The organism is Acinetobacter towneri (assembly GCF_001758345.1).
GTDB lineage: Bacteria > Pseudomonadota > Gammaproteobacteria > Pseudomonadales > Moraxellaceae > Acinetobacter > Acinetobacter towneri_A.
Genome location: NZ_MKQS01000003.1, coordinates 1 through 17,456 on the forward strand (window position 1 = coordinate 1; position 17,456 = coordinate 17,456).

21 protein-coding genes and 1 pseudogene are annotated in these 17,456 nt (G+C 40.0%); 16 read left to right on the forward strand and 6 right to left on the reverse strand.

Features of this window, described 5'->3' with window-relative positions:
* The 13 genes and pseudogenes from BJN41_RS02365 to BJN41_RS02415 form a co-directional block, all read left to right on the forward strand.
* The coding region (locus BJN41_RS02365) for an IS3 family transposase (RefSeq protein ID WP_141730355.1) at window positions 1-291 on the forward strand (291 nt) is incomplete at its 5' end.
* 142 nt (window positions 292-433) lie between these two features.
* Complete coding sequence (locus BJN41_RS02370; protein ID WP_227515205.1) at window positions 434-1,222, forward strand: hypothetical protein; 789 nt, start codon at window positions 434-436, stop codon at window positions 1,220-1,222.
* Window positions 1,223-1,428: 206 nt separating this feature from the next.
* Window positions 1,429-1,572 (forward strand): zinc ribbon-containing protein, encoded by a 144-nt coding sequence (locus BJN41_RS14565; RefSeq protein ID WP_004972403.1) that lies wholly within the window; start codon window positions 1,429-1,431, stop codon window positions 1,570-1,572.
* A gap of 106 nt (window positions 1,573-1,678) precedes the next feature.
* Entirely contained in the window at window positions 1,679-2,251 is a 573-nt protein-coding gene (locus BJN41_RS02375) for a DUF4126 domain-containing protein (RefSeq protein WP_070152908.1), read from the forward strand.
* A gap of 562 nt (window positions 2,252-2,813) precedes the next feature.
* Window positions 2,814-3,065, forward strand: coding sequence for a DUF6868 family protein (locus BJN41_RS02380; protein ID WP_004972400.1), 252 nt, complete (start codon window positions 2,814-2,816; stop codon window positions 3,063-3,065).
* A 118-nt stretch (window positions 3,066-3,183) separates the two neighbouring features.
* The gene (locus BJN41_RS02385; RefSeq protein WP_070152911.1) at window positions 3,184-3,897 is read left to right on the forward strand and encodes an SIMPL domain-containing protein; all 714 of its coding nucleotides are present in this window, start codon (window positions 3,184-3,186) and stop codon (window positions 3,895-3,897) included.
* Window positions 3,898-4,018: 121 nt separating this feature from the next.
* On the forward strand, window positions 4,019-4,684 hold the full coding sequence (locus BJN41_RS02390) for an RluA family pseudouridine synthase (RefSeq protein WP_070152914.1): 666 nt from the start codon (window positions 4,019-4,021) through the stop codon (window positions 4,682-4,684).
* 276 nt (window positions 4,685-4,960) lie between these two features.
* Window positions 4,961-5,926: a DUF5660 family protein gene (locus tag BJN41_RS02395; protein WP_081406271.1), complete on the forward strand. Its 966-nt coding sequence runs from the start codon at window positions 4,961-4,963 to the stop codon at window positions 5,924-5,926.
* Window positions 5,927-6,089: 163 nt separating this feature from the next.
* A complete protein-coding gene (locus tag BJN41_RS02400; protein ID WP_019837763.1) occupies window positions 6,090-6,467 on the forward strand; it encodes a ribonuclease E inhibitor RraB in 378 nt (125 codons plus the stop codon).
* A gap of 115 nt (window positions 6,468-6,582) precedes the next feature.
* Window positions 6,583-6,948: a DUF488 domain-containing protein gene (locus BJN41_RS02405; RefSeq protein WP_070152920.1), complete on the forward strand. Its 366-nt coding sequence runs from the start codon at window positions 6,583-6,585 to the stop codon at window positions 6,946-6,948.
* Between the two features lie 103 nt (window positions 6,949-7,051).
* Window positions 7,052-7,393: a zinc ribbon domain-containing protein YjdM gene (locus BJN41_RS02410; protein WP_070152924.1), complete on the forward strand. Its 342-nt coding sequence runs from the start codon at window positions 7,052-7,054 to the stop codon at window positions 7,391-7,393.
* Window positions 7,394-7,631: 238 nt separating this feature from the next.
* Window positions 7,632-7,973, forward strand: a pseudogene (locus tag BJN41_RS14570) (YegP family protein).
* 145 nt (window positions 7,974-8,118) lie between these two features.
* Window positions 8,119-9,186, forward strand: coding sequence for a DUF1176 domain-containing protein (locus tag BJN41_RS02415; protein WP_074964442.1), 1,068 nt, complete (start codon window positions 8,119-8,121; stop codon window positions 9,184-9,186).
* A gap of 63 nt (window positions 9,187-9,249) precedes the next feature.
* Here BJN41_RS02415 and BJN41_RS02420 read toward each other — a convergent pair whose 3' ends face one another.
* From BJN41_RS02420 to BJN41_RS02435, 4 genes are all read right to left on the reverse strand, one after another.
* Complete coding sequence (locus BJN41_RS02420) at window positions 9,250-10,185, reverse strand: tRNA dihydrouridine synthase (RefSeq protein WP_201787565.1); 936 nt, start codon at window positions 10,183-10,185, stop codon at window positions 9,250-9,252.
* 382 nt (window positions 10,186-10,567) lie between these two features.
* Window positions 10,568-10,903 carry a hypothetical protein gene (locus tag BJN41_RS02425; RefSeq protein ID WP_070152927.1) on the reverse strand — a complete coding sequence of 112 codons (336 nt, stop codon included), beginning with the start codon at window positions 10,901-10,903 and terminating at the stop codon, window positions 10,568-10,570.
* A gap of 14 nt (window positions 10,904-10,917) precedes the next feature.
* Complete coding sequence (locus BJN41_RS02430; RefSeq protein WP_070152930.1) at window positions 10,918-11,673, reverse strand: hypothetical protein; 756 nt, start codon at window positions 11,671-11,673, stop codon at window positions 10,918-10,920.
* Window positions 11,674-11,916: 243 nt separating this feature from the next.
* Entirely contained in the window at window positions 11,917-12,726 is an 810-nt protein-coding gene (locus BJN41_RS02435; protein ID WP_070152932.1) for an inner membrane protein YpjD, read from the reverse strand.
* A 139-nt stretch (window positions 12,727-12,865) separates the two neighbouring features.
* On the opposite strand from BJN41_RS02435, the gene ffh reads away from it, so the two are divergent.
* Together ffh and BJN41_RS02445 are read left to right on the forward strand one after the other, a co-directional pair.
* Window positions 12,866-14,272, forward strand: a complete 1,407-nt coding sequence (gene ffh / locus BJN41_RS02440) for a signal recognition particle protein (RefSeq protein WP_070152935.1) — start codon at window positions 12,866-12,868, stop codon at window positions 14,270-14,272.
* A 171-nt stretch (window positions 14,273-14,443) separates the two neighbouring features.
* Window positions 14,444-15,010 carry an RBBP9/YdeN family alpha/beta hydrolase gene (locus BJN41_RS02445; RefSeq protein ID WP_070152938.1) on the forward strand — a complete coding sequence of 189 codons (567 nt, stop codon included), beginning with the start codon at window positions 14,444-14,446 and terminating at the stop codon, window positions 15,008-15,010.
* Here the strand turns inward: BJN41_RS02445 and BJN41_RS02450 are convergent.
* Together BJN41_RS02450 and BJN41_RS02455 are read right to left on the reverse strand one after the other, a co-directional pair.
* Entirely contained in the window at window positions 14,997-15,755 is a 759-nt protein-coding gene (locus tag BJN41_RS02450; protein ID WP_070152941.1) for a type III pantothenate kinase, read from the reverse strand. The genes BJN41_RS02445 and BJN41_RS02450 overlap by 14 nt on opposite strands.
* Complete coding sequence (locus BJN41_RS02455; RefSeq protein ID WP_070152944.1) at window positions 15,752-16,519, reverse strand: biotin--[acetyl-CoA-carboxylase] ligase; 768 nt, start codon at window positions 16,517-16,519, stop codon at window positions 15,752-15,754. Before BJN41_RS02455 ends, BJN41_RS02450 begins: the two co-directional genes overlap by 4 nt.
* 28 nt (window positions 16,520-16,547) lie before the next feature.
* Between BJN41_RS02455 and BJN41_RS02460 the strand changes: the two genes are divergently transcribed.
* Window positions 16,548-17,357 carry a sulfite exporter TauE/SafE family protein gene (locus BJN41_RS02460; protein ID WP_070152947.1) on the forward strand — a complete coding sequence of 270 codons (810 nt, stop codon included), beginning with the start codon at window positions 16,548-16,550 and terminating at the stop codon, window positions 17,355-17,357.
* The last annotated feature ends 99 nt before the right edge of the window (window positions 17,358-17,456 follow it).

Consider the following 17,456-nt stretch of genomic DNA (forward strand, 5'->3'; position numbering starts at 1 on the left):
GATTTTAGAGCGCTGTTACTGAAAAATGATTGTACTCAGAGTATGTCTAGACGTGGAAACTGTTGGGATAATGCAGTGACTGAAAGCTTCTTTCATACATTAAAAGGTCATGTGGTACATGGCAGTGTGTTTTCGACTCGAAAAGAAGCGAATGCTGTCTTGTTTGACTATATTGAAATTTATTACAATCGAGTCAGAAGACATTCTGCAAACGGCTGGTTAAGTCCAGAAGCCTTTGAACAGAAATATATTAAAAGTTTAGAGGGGCTGGTTGTCCACGATACTGTCTAGGATCAGTCCACCTATTTTTAAACAATAACAAGGCTTTAGATTTTCTACCCATTAATTCAATTAAAAATGGGGGTATTACCAGAGAACTTTATCTATTGCATCTAAATTGCTTAGAAAATTTAAAATTGAAGAGAATAGTAAGATGGAAAGCCTATTAAATTATATTAATAAAAAAGGTTTATTTTGTCTTACTTTCGATGATCCTCACTTTATGTATTGTATGGATAACTGTTTTGAGGATGTATCTGGAACATCTGAAATAGAATCTATTTTAGCTATGCTTCATCCCCAAAAGGATATAGATAAAATTCGATCGGAAAAGGGTACCTTCAAATCTGGTCAAACACATTTTAGTAAAGACTCAATGTTTCACTTTGTTGAAAAATTACATTCAAAGGATGACTATATTTTTTGTGATGATTTAGGTGATGAATGGGCTGATCATTTAGTAATTAACAATAAAGAATATAGTATTAGTTTTATACATTCAAAATATTCAAAAGAAAGAACAAATTCTGCGAGCCAACTGCAAGATGTAGTAGGTCAAGGAATTAAAAACCTTGGAAATATGCACTTTACTAGTAAGCAAATAGTTTCTAAAAGTTCTAATAGTTTAGCAAAATTTTATAAGAGTGGAAAAGGAGCTAATGGGAAAGGCGAAGGAGTTCAAACAAATATTTCTAGAATCCGAAAGAGTTCTGGTAATCTTGAGCAAGATATTGATTTAATTTTAAAAAATCCAAAATTACATAGGAAGTGTATCCTGAGTTGTAATTTTATTTCAAAATCTAATATAGAAATAGAACTGAGAAAATTACAACAAGGACATAAAGTGGGAGGGCATATTACTCAATGGTTATGGATTTTATCTTCATTTTCTCATGCGGCTAAAGATGCTGGAATCTTTCCAATGATTTATTGTGCAACGTAAACAGTACATATTTTTTTAAATATGAGTTTATCAAGGAGTCAGTAAGAAGGGTCATTGATAATCAAATCTTTGTAAACCTGACTTAATTTTCTAACAAAATCATCCTTCGCTCAACTGCCCTCATCACCTGTCAAAATGGACAATAGACAATCATCACAGAATAGATATACTGGATTGACCATTTCTAAACCACACGGAGAACAAAGATGGTAACTGCAGGTGATAAACCAGGAACAGGCTTCTATTTTTGTGTCCAATGCGGGCATCGCGTTTACTTAGAAATTGGTACAGACCGTTTACCCCCGTGTACCAAATGCCATGGCACCCAATATAACAACAAGGTTGCCTAAGCTACACGACATAAAACAGCAGATCCTGTTTTAATCTAAAGCCCTATCACCCGATGGGGCTTTTTGCTATTTTAGCCATAGAAAACCCAAGGCAATGAGGTAGAACATGGAAACAATACTCGGTTTATGTGTCGGCATTGGGCTAAGTGCTGCCAGTGGTTTTCGGGTTTTTGTGCCTTTGCTGGTCATGAGTGTTGCGGCGCTCATGGGTTGGTTTGAACCTTTAAAAGGTTTTGAATGGTTGGCAATGCCTGCGGTTTGTCTGGCTTTGACTGTGGCAACAATCAGTGAAATTGCTGCGTATTATGTGCCGTGGGTCGATAATTTACTCGATACCGTGGCAACACCTGCTGCCATGATTGCAGGTACACTCACCACAATGGCTGTAAGTAGTGGTGAAATGTCGCAATTTACCAGTTGGGCTTCAGCCATTATTGTCGGTGGCGGTACAGCAGGTGTTGTGCAAATGAGCACAGTGGCGGTGCGTGGTGTATCAACGGCAACCACAGGCGGTGTTGCGAATCCTGTAATTTCAACAGGAGAGTGGATTGGGGCTGCCGTACTTTCAGTGTTGTCTTTCGTTGTGCCTGTATTGGTGGTGTTTGTGGTGGTTATTGCTTTAATTTGGGCGATTCGCTGGATTCGAGGCAAAAAGAAAGTTGTTGAATCGTCCACATAGATTTTTGGTCAGTTTGAAAATATTCAAAAATAAGTGTGGTAATAAATTTAATATTTAAGCTTTATTTGATGGTTTGTGCGCATAAAAAATGCCTATTTGGGAAATTTTTTAAAATATAACTTAAAAAGTGATAAAAATTTTAAAAATAAATCAAAATAAAATCATTTCGGGGAAACAATCCCATCCTCAAATCACTACTATATATCTCAAGGGTGTGATGGGGATCGAAAAGAGTAGATTGCTACCAGTTGCGTACAACGTGCGTGTAGTACTTACCCAAAAGGTCTCGATTCGGCTTAGGACGCTATAAATCAGAAGTTTATAGGCTATAAGATCATGACTTATCCAGCATGATAGTTGAAGTAAACCACAGTTGTTTTCCCTAACACCCTAAAGAACATTGTTAAAAATATAAAAAATAAAACAAGATTAAGAAATAAAATTAAGAAAAAATAATAACTTAAATGAATTTTAAACCATCTTTCCGCTACAAAACTCCCATCAAGTTTTTCGTTTAAATCTGTTAATTTGTAATGATCATCCACATCTAATTAGGTGGGATATGAGTGTTGATTACGATTTTTGGTGTCGTTTATTACTGACCTGCGCACTGATTAACTATGCCATTTTAATGCTGTGGTTTGTGGTGGTGATTTTCGCGCATGACTGGCTTCGACAGTTACATGGCAGATGGTTCAAACTGTCAGATGCAAGTTTTGATGCCATTCATTATGGTGGCATGGCAGTCTATAAAATTGGGGTATTGCTATTGAATATCGCGCCACTTATCGCGCTGTATATGATGCGACCTTAATTTAAAACTCGATAAACAAGCATCGAAAAGCATAGAAACATCGCTTTAAACAGTACATTAAAAACACACGGTCATCGAAATAGAGGCGAAAAGCCCGCAATTTGAGGAGTTGGTAAACATGAATCAATTTAAACCTGCACTGATTTTAGGCGGTCTAATTTGTTTGGGGATGGTGCTCGCAGGTTGGATTTTGGGCAATAGCGCACTTACAATTAAACAATATGAGCGTGTGGTTTCAGTCAAAGGTTTGTCTGAGCGTGAAGTAAAAGCCAATGTGGCGGTATGGCCAATTCGTTTTAGTACAGCCAGTCAAGACTTGGCAGCGTTATATGACACCATGCAAAGCCAAACCTCTCAAATTCAAAACTTTTTAAAAAATGAAGGTTTTAGCCCTGAAGAAATGACTATTGCAGCACCTGTAATTACCGATAAATATGCCCAGCAATATGGAGGCGATGGCAATGTCGCTTTACGTTATACCGCACATCAAACCATTACGGTCTATACCAAAAATATTGATAAAGTGCGCAGCGCACAAAGCCGCTTGGTCGATTTAGGTAAAAATGGAATAGCCTTTGGTGGTGAAGATTATGGGCAACGCACCGAATATTTATATACCCAACTTAATGACATTAAACCTGCCATGATTGAGCAAGCCACACAAAATGCCCGCAGTGTTGCAGAAAAGTTTGCTGCAGATTCTGATAGTCGTTTAGGCAAAATTAAATCGGCCAATCAGGGTGTATTTAGTCTTGAAGACCGTGACAGCAATACCCCTTATTTGAAAAAAGTTCGTGTGGTGTCTACGGTGGAATACTATTTAGCAGACTAAGTTTGGCAGACTAAGCCAATTAAAAATCTAAATTTTACATAAAAAAGCACATCGCCCGACTGAATTGACAGCTCGGGTTGTGCTTGATATTTTGCCCGCACCACTTTGCGTGCTGTAGTTCATGGCTTTAAACGACAACTTTATTTACGCACCTCCACAAGATCCGTTAGTAATTGTCTATGAAGATGACGATTTACTGGTGATTGATAAGCCTGCAGGTTTATTGTCTGTGCCTGGACGTTTGCCTCAACATCAAGACAGCGCATATTTAAGAGTGCTMGCAAATTATCCTCAGGCAAAAATTGCCCATCGTTTAGACATGGCCACCTCAGGTATTCTCATGTTTGCCAAGCATCGTGATGCAGAAGTCGCATTGAGTAAAATGTTTCAGGCACGAACAGTAGAAAAAAACTACATTGCTTTAATTCAAGGCAAACTTGAAGGTGAGGGCAGTGTCGATGTGCCTTTAATTACTGACTGGGAAAACCGTCCACGCCAAATTGTGCATTTTGATTTAGGTAAACCTGCGCAAACGCTGTATCAAGCTTTGGAATATTGTGCGGTTGAAGATATTACCCGTGTTTTGCTCACCCCAATCACAGGGCGTTCGCATCAGTTACGGGTACACATGCAATATATTGGACATCCCATTACAGGCGATAAGTTATATCATCCTGAACCGAAAAAAAGTACTTTAGGTCGGATGGCGCTGCATGCCAGTTATTTGGCTTTCACGCAACCTTTAAGCCAAGTTCCTGTTGCAATTCGAGCACAGCTTCCTTTTTAGGGATTTTCGGATTTAATTTTCTAACAGGCGCATATTTTTCAATTTTTTTGTGAAAATACTCAAAAATTGGGATAGTCTTCGTGCCGCTAACTCGCTAACGTATCCTTAGAGCTTTAGTTATTCATTTGCCTTGGCATAAATGAAGGAGGTGAATGACTCGCTGTTTTAAAATTTTGTGTTTTTGAGTGTGGTGGGCTGTCAAAGCGGGTTAGAAAGCGTCTTTAAAACTGAAGATGACTTTTCAGCATCTGGCAGACCAATGCGGGGTAGAGTCATATGCTGTATAGTTATATGCTGTATATATTGGCTGCAATCATTATTGTATTGGTGGTGATTATTTTTTGGCAATCTCAGCGTAGCCGTGAGTTATCTGCCAGCATTCAATCTTTACAAAGCAATTTAGACCGCACTCGCTCCAATTTAGCGTCCGATGAGTTGGAAAGTAATGAATTAGAGCATCAGCTGGCTGTGCTACGCATTGAAATAGGCAGTTTAAAAGGTCGTTTAGAAACCTTGCAGAACTATCAACATATTTTAGACGTTGAGAAATATGTATTAGAACGTCGCCAACAAGTTGAAATGTTTGTAGAAATGGTTAAATCCGAAGCGGAAAATACGCGGGAGCAGTGCAAGCAACAAGTTGAAAAAGTCCGAGATTTTTTAGCCGAGCATGAGCAAAAAACCAAAGCCAAAATGCTTAAAACTGCACAAGATCAATTGGGTGCTTTTTATAACTTGGTTGAAGAACGTCAGCAACTCGAACAGATTATGACCGCGCTGTATCATAAAATTGAAAATCATACGCCTGATTTTCAGTTGCCTGCTCAGCAGCTATTGGATGATCTGATTGAAGGTTATGGCTACAGTGATACAGCACAACACTTGCAGCAAGTACGACACAAGATTCAAGATGCAGTCAAAAATCAAGAAGTTGCGCATTGTGCTTTTGTCGATGAGCAACGCCGTCTAGCGGCAATGACGTTACTGACTCAAGCATTTAATAGCAAAGCAGATTTATATTTGGCGCAGCTGACTGAACATAATTTGGCTGAATCACTTCAAGCTTTGCAGGATGATTTTACTTTGCTGAATCATTATGCGGCTGCATTTGGACACGCAAAAATTCTGGACTCTTATTTGACACTTCGACAAGAAGAATTAAAGTTTGCCGCTTTGCTGTTGGCATTTAAACAGAAAAGCTCTTGTCAGACGCCACAAATTAAACTGGCGGCAAATACTTAGAGCAATTGCGGTGTCTAAAAACAAGCTTTTGGGTGTTTCAGACTAAAGTCAGTGTATAACGAAATGAAAGCTGAGTCCTTCGAGTAAATTTATGCTATCTTGAATTCACTATTTTGTCACTTGCCAAATATATATTGGCTAAAAAGATAACAAGGACATTCGCATGACACGTGACTATGAACAATTCCCTGATGATGATAATGGCAATGTACTTTGGCAAATGCATGAAGATGGGGATGACCTGACAGAGCCACATGAGATTGAGTACTCCATCGCATTTACCACACAAGAACAAGCTGAAAAATGTGCTTTGTATTTGTTGGCCGAAGAACAAAAAATTTCATTATTTCAAGATGAAGAATCTGATGCCGTTGAATGGATCATTACCATTTATGTTTACATGGAACCAGAGTATTCAGACATTGTTGATTTAGAACAATGGTTCACTAAAATTGCTGAAGAACATGGCGGTGAATACGATGGTTGGGGCTGTATGGCTTACGTCTACGATGATGAAGACGAAGACGATTACGAAGATTAAATCGGTTATCTGAAAAGCATGTGTTGATCACATGCTTTTTTATTTTTAATACATAATCTGCTGCCTAAAACTCTGGCACTGATGAAGACATCATGAAAGATGCAGAGGTGCAAATATGGATATTGCAATCAAACGCGCTTATCTTGAAGCGACTCAAGCAGATGGAACACGGGTGCTGGTTGATCGTTTATGGCCGCGTGGTGTGAGTAAAGAACGTGCTCGTATTGACTTATGGCCCAAAGAAATTACGCCCTCGACTGAACTGCGCAAATGGTATCATCAAAACCCTGAGCAACATTGGAATGAGTTTCAGCAGCGTTATACAGCTGAATTAGCCCAACAACACGCTGCAGTACAGGCTTTAACTGAATTGGCACAGCAACAGAAAGTTACTTTAGTCACAGCAGCCAAAGATGAGCAGCACAATCATGTGGTGGTGTTAAAGCATGTTTTGGAGCAATCTTTAACATCAATGGATTAAAAATCCATCGTATGATTCTATGCATTATCCTTATGCTTTGTAAGGCTTTTAAGTTGATGAAAATTAAATAAAAAATGCTATAATATAGTTTTTGAGGTTTTTTATGTCTTTGCCGAATTGCCCAAAATGCCAATCAGAATACACTTATCAAGATGGCGACCTACTGATTTGTCCTGAATGCTCACATGAGTGGAAAGAAGGGGAACAGCTTGAAGAAACTGCTGCTGTGATTAAAGATGCAAATGGCAACGTGTTGGCAGATGGTGACACGGTAACTGTGATTAAAGACCTGAAAATTAAAGGTTCTTCGGCTGCTGTAAAAGTAGGGACCAAAGTGAAAAATATTCGCTTAATTCCAGAGGCAGCAGATGGTCATGACATTGATTGTAAGATTGATGGCATGGGTGCTATGAAATTAAAATCTGAATATGTGAAAAAAGCTTAAGTTAAATAGATTTCAATAGCGCAGGCAACTTGAGTGACCTGCGCATTTTGGGGTTTATTTAAGTATATTATGATTCAAATTGAGCAAGAATAACTTTAAGAATGTACAAAATTAATACTGCTTTCTTTTACCTAAGCTCTTTATCTTCTAGAGAAAAGAATAGTTTTTAGACAATATAATTGCTAGCATCATTGAACAATATACTTCACCACTCCCAAGAAAACTGGGGGCAATAGTTATGTCTGGATGGTTTGAGATTTCATAAGCAAGCAATGTTCAGTACCGCTTTGAACTTAAAGCGGGCAATGGCGAAATTATCTTAACCAGTGAATAATATAAGGCACAAGCTTCTGCTAAAAATGGCATCGCTTCAGTACAAAAGAATAGTCAGGATGATGCACGTTATGATCGACTGACATCTAAGAATGGTAAGCCCTATTTTAATTTAAAAGTTGTTAATCATCTAATTATTGGGACAAGTCAGCTTTATACTTCTGAACAATCACGTGACAAAGGAATTGAGTCGGTGAAAACGAATGGCGCAAGTGCCACGGTCAAGGATTTAACGCAGGAATCGTAATCTTTTACAGAAAATCTTGATGTTCAATTGTATTAGAAAAGCATGCTCTGGCGTGTTTTTTATTAAGAAGAGTAGGCAAGATGCTAAATTTAGGCTGGATGAAGCCGTTAAATCATAGATGATCATTTCAGGAGTTGTGAAGATCATGAATTTCAGATGCAATCTAAAAATGTTGCTGGCGATCAGTGGTTTGATAGGTAGCGTTAGTATTTTTGCTGCACCCTTCACTACTGATAAAACGATTGCTTCAAGCCAGTCGACTGCTTTACAAGGATTGTATTTTCAGCATCAAGATTGGGAGTTGGCTTGTGATAATACAGGAACCTGCCGTGCCGCAGGATACCAAAGCGATGATGATTTTGAACAACCGATGAGTATGCTATTGACCCGTCAAGCAGGTGCAAAGACTGCTGTACAAGGGCAATTGCAAATTCAGGAAGATATTGCTCAAGCGACTTTATTTTTAAATGGGCGTGTTTTGCAACAATTAAACTTTCATGAACGTATCGCCCATTTATCTGCTGCCAGTGTGCAAAAGCTGTTGGCACACGCGCGTCAGCATGTGGTAATAGAGTTGAAACATGCTCAACAACGCTGGAAATTGTCTGGTGCAGGCATGAGTGCGGTATTGTTAAAAATGGATGAATTTCAAAAGCGTGTGGGCACAGATTCTGCAATATTGGCAAAAGGCAATCAGACATCCACACAGGTTTTAAAAGCGCAAGCGATGACTAAAATCAATATTCGCATGCAGCCTCAATACCGAACTGCCAAAGCTCAGCTGCTTAGTGCAGCCAGTGCAGAAAAGTTATATCCGATTTTACAAAAAACCGTAGATCGTGAAGATTGTTATATGCTGTTTGAACCTGAACAAGCTGAACAGCAAATTCATACTTATCCCTTAAATCAGGATAGGGTGTTGGTTGAGGCAAATTGTTGGCGAGGGGCTTATAATTGGGGTGTGGCTTATTGGGTCATGGATAAAAAATTGCAAAAGATACAGCAATTTGTAACCGATTCTGCTTCAGAGTTCAGCAACGGACAGATTTTTGCATATCAAAAAGGGCGTGGAATTGGCGATTGTTTTAGTCAAATTGAATGGGCGTGGAATGGTCAGCAGTTTGTCAAAAGCTATCAGTTTGATGCAGGACAATGCAAAGGTTTTGCAGGCAGTGCGTGGGAAATGCCAAGCTTTGTCAGTAAGCTTGAATAGATAATGTCCACCAATAAAAGCTGAAATTTTTTAGATAAATCTTAAGTTTAATAGATTCACTGTTTAAGTCGTGTGCGCGACCAATTTTTCAATGATTTCATCCAGTTTTTTCAGACGCTTGATTTCATCCCACAAAGCTTTGGCTTCGGGATAATGTTTCGACATCATACCAAGCCATTGTTTATAACGTCCCAGCATCCCAATTTCTGTTTTGGCAGGGCCGTGAATAAAGCGAATTTGCAGTTGCAGCAAATCTTGCCAACTTAGCAAAGGTTGGTCTGAGTTTTGACGAATACATTGGGTCAAATCTGGGGTGGTGACTGCACCACGACCAATCATTAAATCTTCACAGCCCGATTCTAATTGGCATTGTTTGGCATCGGTATTGTTCCAAATTTCGCCATTGGCGATGACGTTAATCTTCAATGCTTCACGAATCGGGCGCAGTTGATCCCAAAACGCAGGAGGTGTATAGCCATCGGCTTTGGTGCGGGCGTGTACTGTGACCCATGCTGCGCCTGCATCTTCAATGGCGTGCGCATTTTCTAGCATGAAGTTCCGATCCATATAACCTAAACGCATTTTGGCAGACACTGGAATATGAGCAGGAACGGCATCACGCACCGCTTTAACCAGTTCATATACCACTTCGGGTTCATCGAGTAAGACTGAACCGCCTCGATGCCGATTGACGGTTTTGGCGGGGCAGCCAAAGTTCATATCAATGGCAGGAGCGCCCATAGCCGCAGCTTTGGCTGCATTGGCTGCTAACATTTCAGGATTATTTCCTAAAAACTGAACATGCACAGGTGTACCTGCAGCGGTTTTGCCGTTGGTGAGTAGTTCTGGGCAATAGCTGTGGTAGGTATGATCTGGCAGAATGCTGTCTGTGACCCGAATAAACTCTGTCACACACCAGTCAAAACTGCCTACAGACGTGAGTACATCACGCATGATGGGGTCGGTTAAGCCTTCCATGGGTGCAAGAATCAGTTTCACAAGATGCTGCCAGTTCAAACAAAAGTGGAGTTATACGTTTTTTTATTGAGGATGTCTAGGAAAAGGGTTTTGAATTGAAATGGTTGTAGCTAAGGTTTTGGTATTTAAGCTGTTTATTTGATATGGAAATAACGAGAGTGTAAATAATTTTGTGTAATTGCTTTTCATTAAAAGTAAAGGTGATTGCTTAGGTGGTCACCGAATTCAGTGATAAAGCGACTCACGGCTAAACGGTATAGATAAAACTTACTCAGATACTTTTTTGACGATTTTAAACTTCTTCAATATTATAATTTTTTAGACGTTTTCTCAAACTTTCCACCAATTAATAAGTGTATATGTTTATTTTAGAAAAAGTTTATCGATCTAACAGTCTATGGTATTAAATTCGGTAATGTGGATCTTTTTTTAATATGGAATTTTCAATATTTGTATCAAAAAAATCATAGATTTTTTGCATTTTTGCTTTGTATAACAAACTTTTGTCTAGGTAAATAATAGTTTTCCCTTTGTTTATATCAAAAATTACTCGACCTCTTGGAATTTTTTCATATTCATAGTTTTGTAGCTCAAAGTGCTTTTTCCGTAATATATTCCAATAGTCAACATGTGTATATGGGCTATCAATCAACCCTATTGAGTCTGCCTCACTAAAGCTAAAGTTATGAGCAACCCCAATTACTTGATTATTCCAGTACCAAAAGATCCCTATTTTCACTTATTATCCTCTTTTTAAATTGAAAACAGCTTGTCTTTAAACTCTAAAATATTTTCACTTTTATTGAATAAGCGTAAATAACAGAGAGCTGCTTTTCTTGCTTCTTGTGATACTGATGAAAAATGTGCTGGGTGAGGTGTTCGAAATACTAATATCTCATTATTCCATATCTTTATAGTAAGTTTATTAATGGATTTTTTTAGAATGATTTTTTCATTAGAAGATAGATTTAAAGATTCTTCTAGCTTAGGAAAATTGTTGTGATATTGCCCTACAAAGAAAATAACTTTAGGTTTTAATTCTAAAATCTGATCAGCTAAATTCTGAATAGACATTCTTCTCAGCTCTTCATATACATTTTTATACGCAGTAATTTTACTAAACTCATTAAAGGATTTCTTTTTATAATCGAATAAATAGAAGTTTAGCCACTGAACATATTCATTGTTATTGTTTGTTTTAATTAGTTTCATAAACTGAAGAAAACTACTTTGACCTGCTGTTCCTGTATAAAGCTCTATATGACGATTCTTACTCTTTTGAATAATACCTTTTATATCTAACTCTGGTTCTAAAAACTTATTTAGTTTACCCTGCCAACCTTTAGTTTCTTGTCCTACCAATAAAATTCTATTTTGTGATGAATTAAAGTCCTCATCGAAATTAGGGATAAATGGAAAGCTTAAATCTTGTAAACACTCCTTTTCTGATTCGGATAAATTTTTAAGCTTTGAACTTAATACCTCTAATTTGCTTTCAAAGTTAATCATGAACTCTCCTAAGCTTGTATTTATCTCTGGCTGCCTTTATGAAATGTCAACAGACCCTATTAAAATATAAGTGAGTATAAAAAACTTATTTATATCAACTTACTATAATAATGATTGTACTTCAATTGTTGGGGGCTCTAAATTTAAAAAAATATCAATTTAATTTAAACTGCTTATTCCCCCTCAACTAGGCTCTTAAATAATTGATCATCCAACATGTTGAATAGGTCAAACAAAAATATCTTACTTGCCCAAAATCATTTCCAACACAAATTTAGAACCAATAAAACCGAGCGCCAATAAAAAGAAACCAATAATGGTAAAGCGAATCGCTTTTTGGCCACGCCAGCCAAACTTATAACGTCCAAGTAACAATGCCCCATAGACAAACCAAGAAATTATACTAAAGGCAGTTTTATGCGCTAAATGCTGTGCAAAGAAATGTTCTATCGTAAAGAAACCAAAGCCTAGTGCGGCTGTGAGTAAAGCAAAGCCTGCAATCAACATGTCAAATAGCAAAGATTCCATATCTTGCAAAGATGGCAGCAAATTTACCCAAACTCGACGTTTTTGTTTGTTTTTGAGTTCGCGGTTTTGAAACCACATTAACACGGCATGAATGGTCGCCATCAACAATACGGCATAAGCAGACAGCGACAAAATAATATGAATGTCTAAGCCAATCGAGTTTTGGTTAATAAATAAATTATGCTGGCTGAATGAAAATCCTGTAATTAAACCCACGGCGGCTACAGGAATACCAATCAAATTCAGCGCAATCACAGGGCGGTAAGTACTAAACAGCACACTCAATAACAACATTAAACCTGAAGTAAATGACATCAGGTTAAACACATTGTAATTGACCCCCATCGGCGTCCACATATCGTTATACAACACGGCCGCATGCAGCAATAAGCCCAAACTGAGCAGAGAACGAATAAACCAGTGATTTGGCGCACGTTTAGACATTAAATATGAAAATAAATACCAAAAAGAACTGGTATAAGCGATTAATGCTAAAATCGTATAAACCAAGGGGAGACTGATCATGTCAAACCTTTTTCAGGATGATGAATATTCATTTATATAAATTCGATGCGAACTACAGTATCCTATAGCATCTTGCGCATAAATTTTCTATTTTAAAGAAACATTTTTTTGCTAATGGCTATTTTAAGCGGAATTTGCAATGTTTGATACCTTAACAGAACGACTCACGCAGAGTTTAAGAAATGTTACTGGCTCAGGGCAGCTAACCGAAGACAATATTAAAGATACGTTACGTGAAGTACGTATGGCACTTCTTGAAGCCGATGTGGCGTTACCTGTAACTCGTGAATTCATCGCGAAAGTTAAGGAAGAGGCATTGGGTCAGGAAGTGATGACTCAGTTATCGCCTGGTCAGGCGTTCGTCAAAATTGTCTATGACGAACTCACAAAAATGATGGGCGAGGCCAATGAAAGCCTTGACCTAGCTGCCAAGCCACCAGTTGTAGTGTTGTTGGCAGGTTTGCAGGGTGCGGGTAAAACCACCACAGCTGCAAAATTGGCACGTTTTTTACAAGAACGTCAAAAGAAAAAAGTCGCCATGGTGTCTGCCGACGTTTACCGTCCTGCAGCGATTAAACAGCTACAAACAGTTGCTGGTGAAGTAGGTGCGATTTTCTTTGACTCGAATGCCAATGAAAACCCTGTCGATATTGCCAACCGTGCGATCGAACAGGCAAAAATCCAGTTTGCTGATGTTTTAATTGTCGATACTGCAGGTCGTTTGCACGTCGATGATGACATGATGGACGAAATCAAGGCATTACATTCAGCGATTAAACCGACTGAAACTTTGTTCGTGGTGGATGCCATGACGGGGCAGGATGCGGCAAATACCGCCAAAGCCTTTAATGATGCCTTGCCATTAACGGGCGTGATCCTGACCAAGACTGATGGTGATGCACGCGGTGGTGCAGCGCTTTCTGTTCGTGCTATTACTGGCAAGCCAATCAAGTTCCTGGGGATGGGTGAAAAGCTGGATGCGCTTGAGCCATTCCATCCGGAACGTGTGGCACAGCGTATTCTGGGCATGGGTGACGTGCTTTCTCTTGTCGAAGAAGTTGAACGCAAAATTGACAAAGAAAAAGCCGAGAAAATGGCGAAAAAACTGCAAAAAGGCGGTAGCTTCAACTTTGAAGATATGTTGATGCAGTTTGAGCAAATGAACAAAATGGGCGGCATGATGGGCTTCTTGGACAAGTTGCCTGGCATGAGCAATTCAGGTATTCAAGATGCGATTGCACAAGCCAATCCTGAAAAGCAAGTGAAAAAGATGGAAGCGATTATCCAGTCGATGACCATTAAAGAACGCCGTAACCCAGACCTGATGAATCCAAGCCGTAAAAAGCGTATTGCTGCGGGTTGTGGTATGGAGGTGGCGGAAGTGAATAAACTCATCAAGCAACATGCACAAATGGCAAAAATGATGAAAAAATTTGCCAATCCATCGGGTATGGCAAAAATGATGCGTTCACTAGGCGGTTTACAAAAGCAATTCAGTGGTGGCGGTGGTATGGGCCCGCTGTTCGGCGGTAAAGAACCGAAATAGTATGTAATTCAAAGCAACAAGGCGCCGAGTGCGCCTTTTTGCTCTGCATTTTTAAGCTATTCAGGCAAGCGTGTTGTCGCGATCTTTAAGAAAACCTAACAGACGCTTACCCGAAATTCGCGCTGTTTCGGGCACACTGATGTGCATCAGGAACGAACAGCGAGCACAACAATGGCACAAATTTATGTGATACATGGTTATACCGCCAGTCCGGATGAAAACTGGTTTCCTTGGATTCAAGAATATGCCGACCAGCAAAAAGCTAGTCTGAAAGTGTTAAGACTAGATCCATCGCCAACGCCAACCCTAGGAGTGTGGAAGCGGCAAATGGATGAGCAGGTCGATGAGATTGACGAAAACACCATTTTCATTGCCCACAGTCTGGGCTGTATTGCTACTTTGCACCTTCTAACCAAAAAACTGAAAACCCAGAAAATTAAGCAGGTGGTGCTGGTGGCCGGCTTTAATGGCCGTTTGGGCCGACTGGACGAGGTCAATCCTTTTATTGATGCTTGTAAAATTGATTTTGACTTGCTAAAGCGCCAAATTGCGCATCGGGTAGTAATTTACTCGGCTGGCGATGACCGGGTACTGCCAAAATTTAGTCTAGAACAGGCGCGCAGTCTGGATGCAAAGATTATTGAGGCACAGCATCAAGGGCATTTTATTGACTCTCAAGGCTGTACTGAACTGGTGGAAGTCTGGCAGGCGATACTACCTCATATTATTGTGGAATAAGCCGTCTAGGCTTATTGGCCGTGGAGCAATGCTGGATGTAGCGCTGCAAACCTTTCAGCAATAAATCTTGCTCAACTAATGGATGGTAATGTTGCAAGAATTTGGCAAACAGGGGTGCATCACCACCGGTTAGTACAAGTTGCCGCGGAGATTGCTGCATCACATATTCAATACTGCTGAGCAGCCCCAGTAAAATGCCATGATGCACAGCATCCAGGGTATTGGTGCCGGGACTTAGGTCATCAAAGGCTGCTTCTGGAATCCGGATGCCTTTGGTGTGCTGAATTAACGAATCACGCTGCAAATATAGGTTGGGCAGAATATAGCCCCCCAGATGCTGATGGCCTTGGGTCAGATCAATGGTCAGCGCGGTACCGCAGCTAATCACGCATAAATCTTTGTCTGCTTCAGCCACGGCTAGTACCTGCAACCAGCGGTCAATTCCGAGCTGCTGAATATCATAGCCACAGCTCAGGCTGGCATATTCGGCCTGTACTCGGGCAAAAATCACCGGAATATTCAGGGGTTTTAAAATCTGCTGAATCCGTTCATTATTTTTCTGGTCCTGAACAGAAGATACCCCGACATGGGTCAGGTTCAGGCTTTTAAAATGCTGGATCAGGCCTAACAGTAAATCGGCAGGAGATTGCAGATGTAGTTCAGCGGCATGCTCTACAATCTGATGATGTTCGGTAATCCAGTATTTGAGTCGGGTATTACCAATATCTAACCATAAATTTTTCATGAAGATGACTCGGCAAGATCGACAGGGCGTAATCGTCCCTGATAAAAAATTTTAAGTCCTTGTACCGTTTCAATTTGCACCGCACCATCATCCTGAATGCCTAAGAAAGTACCCTGACAACTGCCTTTAAAATGTTTAAATTCAACTGGTCGTTTTATAAACGCGGCATGATGATTGAAGCGGGAGGCCAAATTATAACAATCATGATTAAACCAGTCACAGGCTTGTTGAATAGCAAGATAAAGTTCTGCAATCAGGCGCACACGGTCAATAGATACTAAGCCTAGTTCGGTCAGCGATGTGGTTTTTTGATCAATAACGGGTGAGCTGACAGGAGCAAGATTAAGCCCAACTCCAACTATGACTTGCTGTGCAGAAATTGGCTCAATTAAGATGCCGCCCCATTTGCCCTGCGGGCTGTATAAGTCATTTGGCCATTTTACTTGTAAATCCAGCGCTTGTAGACTTGGCATTTGCAAGATATTTAACGCAACTTCTAAAGCCAAACGCCCATTTACAGGTATTCGTAAATTTAGCAATGTGCTTAAATAGATGTTCCCTTCGGGTGATACCCATTGCCGTTGACGTTGTCCTCGACCATGCGTTTGTCTGGTACTACACACCAAGACACTCTGCACACCTTTTTGTGCAATTTCCCGTACATCATCATTGGTGGAAGTGGTAATCGGCTTCAGGATGAGTACTTCTGGAAGCTGTCCTGCATCTGTGAGTTGTTGTTGCAGTTGTCGGGTTTCTACATCCATACGAATTTACACATAGTGGAATATATTTATGGAGTTAATCATATATTTATTGATTGGTGCAATTGCTGGATTTGCAGCAGGGCTGTTTGGCGTGGGCGGCGGCTTAATTATTGTGCCAATTTTATATATTGTCTTCACTCAACTCAATTATGACCCATCGGTGTTAATGCACATGGCGGTTGGGACATCGTTGGCAACCATTATTGTAACTTCGATCAGCTCGGTTACGGCACACCATAAAAAAGGTGCGGTGATGTGGCCTGTATTTCGTAATCTTGCACCGGGTTTAATTGTGGGTGCATTTGTTGGTGCAGGTATTGCCGATTTCCTTTCGGGTCAGGGTTTGCAGTTATTGATTGGCGGTTTTGCACTGTGGGTGGCTTTTAAGATGTTTAGAGGCGCAAATATTGCGGTTGATCCTTCACATCATTTGCCTTCAACAGCCAAGCAAGTCATGGCGGGAGGTGGGATTGGCATTGCCTCTGCAATTTTCGGGATTGGCGGTGGCAGTTTAACCGTGCCGTATTTAAACCGTTATGGCGTGGTCATGCAAAAAGCGGTAGCCACCTCAGCTGCTTGTGGTTTGCCAATTGCGGTGGCAGGGGCACTCGGGTTTATGTGGTTTGGTCAGCAAGCCGAAATTACAGTACCCAATACCATTGGCTATATCCACATTTATGCGTTTATAGGCATTAGTGTGATGAGCTTTATTACTGCCAAGGTCGGTGCAAAAGTGGCGCATTTGTTATCGCCAGCAATGCTGAAAAAATGTTTTGCCTGCTTGCTCACCACCGTTGGGTGTTATTTTGTTTATCAGGGCATGCGAGTATTTTTCTAAGTTGAGTCGCTGCTTTTTTGTTTTAAGCTGTGTTTTTTTTAAGCCGGGTAAAATTGGCTCTAGCGCCATCAAATTGTCGGACAATGTCATGGCGTTGTG

What these genes read in the sequence shown, in the direction of transcription:
- BJN41_RS02370 (WP_227515205.1), top strand. Translation starts at nt 434, where the DNA reads ATGGAAAGCCTATTAAATTATATTAATAAAAAAGGTTTATTTTGTCTT.
- BJN41_RS14565 (WP_004972403.1), top strand. Translation starts at nt 1,429, where the DNA reads ATGGTAACTGCAGGTGATAAACCAGGAACAGGCTTCTATTTTTGTGTC.
- BJN41_RS02375 (WP_070152908.1), top strand. Translation starts at nt 1,679, where the DNA reads ATGGAAACAATACTCGGTTTATGTGTCGGCATTGGGCTAAGTGCTGCC.
- BJN41_RS02380 (WP_004972400.1), top strand. Translation starts at nt 2,814, where the DNA reads ATGAGTGTTGATTACGATTTTTGGTGTCGTTTATTACTGACCTGCGCA.
- BJN41_RS02385 (WP_070152911.1), top strand. Translation starts at nt 3,184, where the DNA reads ATGAATCAATTTAAACCTGCACTGATTTTAGGCGGTCTAATTTGTTTG.
- BJN41_RS02395 (WP_081406271.1), top strand. Translation starts at nt 4,961, where the DNA reads ATGCTGTATAGTTATATGCTGTATATATTGGCTGCAATCATTATTGTA.
- BJN41_RS02400 (WP_019837763.1), top strand. Translation starts at nt 6,090, where the DNA reads ATGACACGTGACTATGAACAATTCCCTGATGATGATAATGGCAATGTA.
- BJN41_RS02405 (WP_070152920.1), top strand. Translation starts at nt 6,583, where the DNA reads ATGGATATTGCAATCAAACGCGCTTATCTTGAAGCGACTCAAGCAGAT.
- BJN41_RS02410 (WP_070152924.1), top strand. Translation starts at nt 7,052, where the DNA reads ATGTCTTTGCCGAATTGCCCAAAATGCCAATCAGAATACACTTATCAA.
- BJN41_RS02415 (WP_074964442.1), top strand. Translation starts at nt 8,119, where the DNA reads ATGAATTTCAGATGCAATCTAAAAATGTTGCTGGCGATCAGTGGTTTG.
- BJN41_RS02430 (WP_070152930.1), bottom strand. Translation starts at nt 11,673, where the DNA reads ATGATTAACTTTGAAAGCAAATTAGAGGTATTAAGTTCAAAGCTTAAA.
- BJN41_RS02435 (WP_070152932.1), bottom strand. Translation starts at nt 12,726, where the DNA reads ATGATCAGTCTCCCCTTGGTTTATACGATTTTAGCATTAATCGCTTAT.
- ffh (WP_070152935.1), top strand. Translation starts at nt 12,866, where the DNA reads ATGTTTGATACCTTAACAGAACGACTCACGCAGAGTTTAAGAAATGTT.
- BJN41_RS02445 (WP_070152938.1), top strand. Translation starts at nt 14,444, where the DNA reads ATGGCACAAATTTATGTGATACATGGTTATACCGCCAGTCCGGATGAA.
- BJN41_RS02450 (WP_070152941.1), bottom strand. Translation starts at nt 15,755, where the DNA reads ATGAAAAATTTATGGTTAGATATTGGTAATACCCGACTCAAATACTGG.
- BJN41_RS02455 (WP_070152944.1), bottom strand. Translation starts at nt 16,519, where the DNA reads ATGGATGTAGAAACCCGACAACTGCAACAACAACTCACAGATGCAGGA.
- BJN41_RS02460 (WP_070152947.1), top strand. Translation starts at nt 16,548, where the DNA reads ATGGAGTTAATCATATATTTATTGATTGGTGCAATTGCTGGATTTGCA.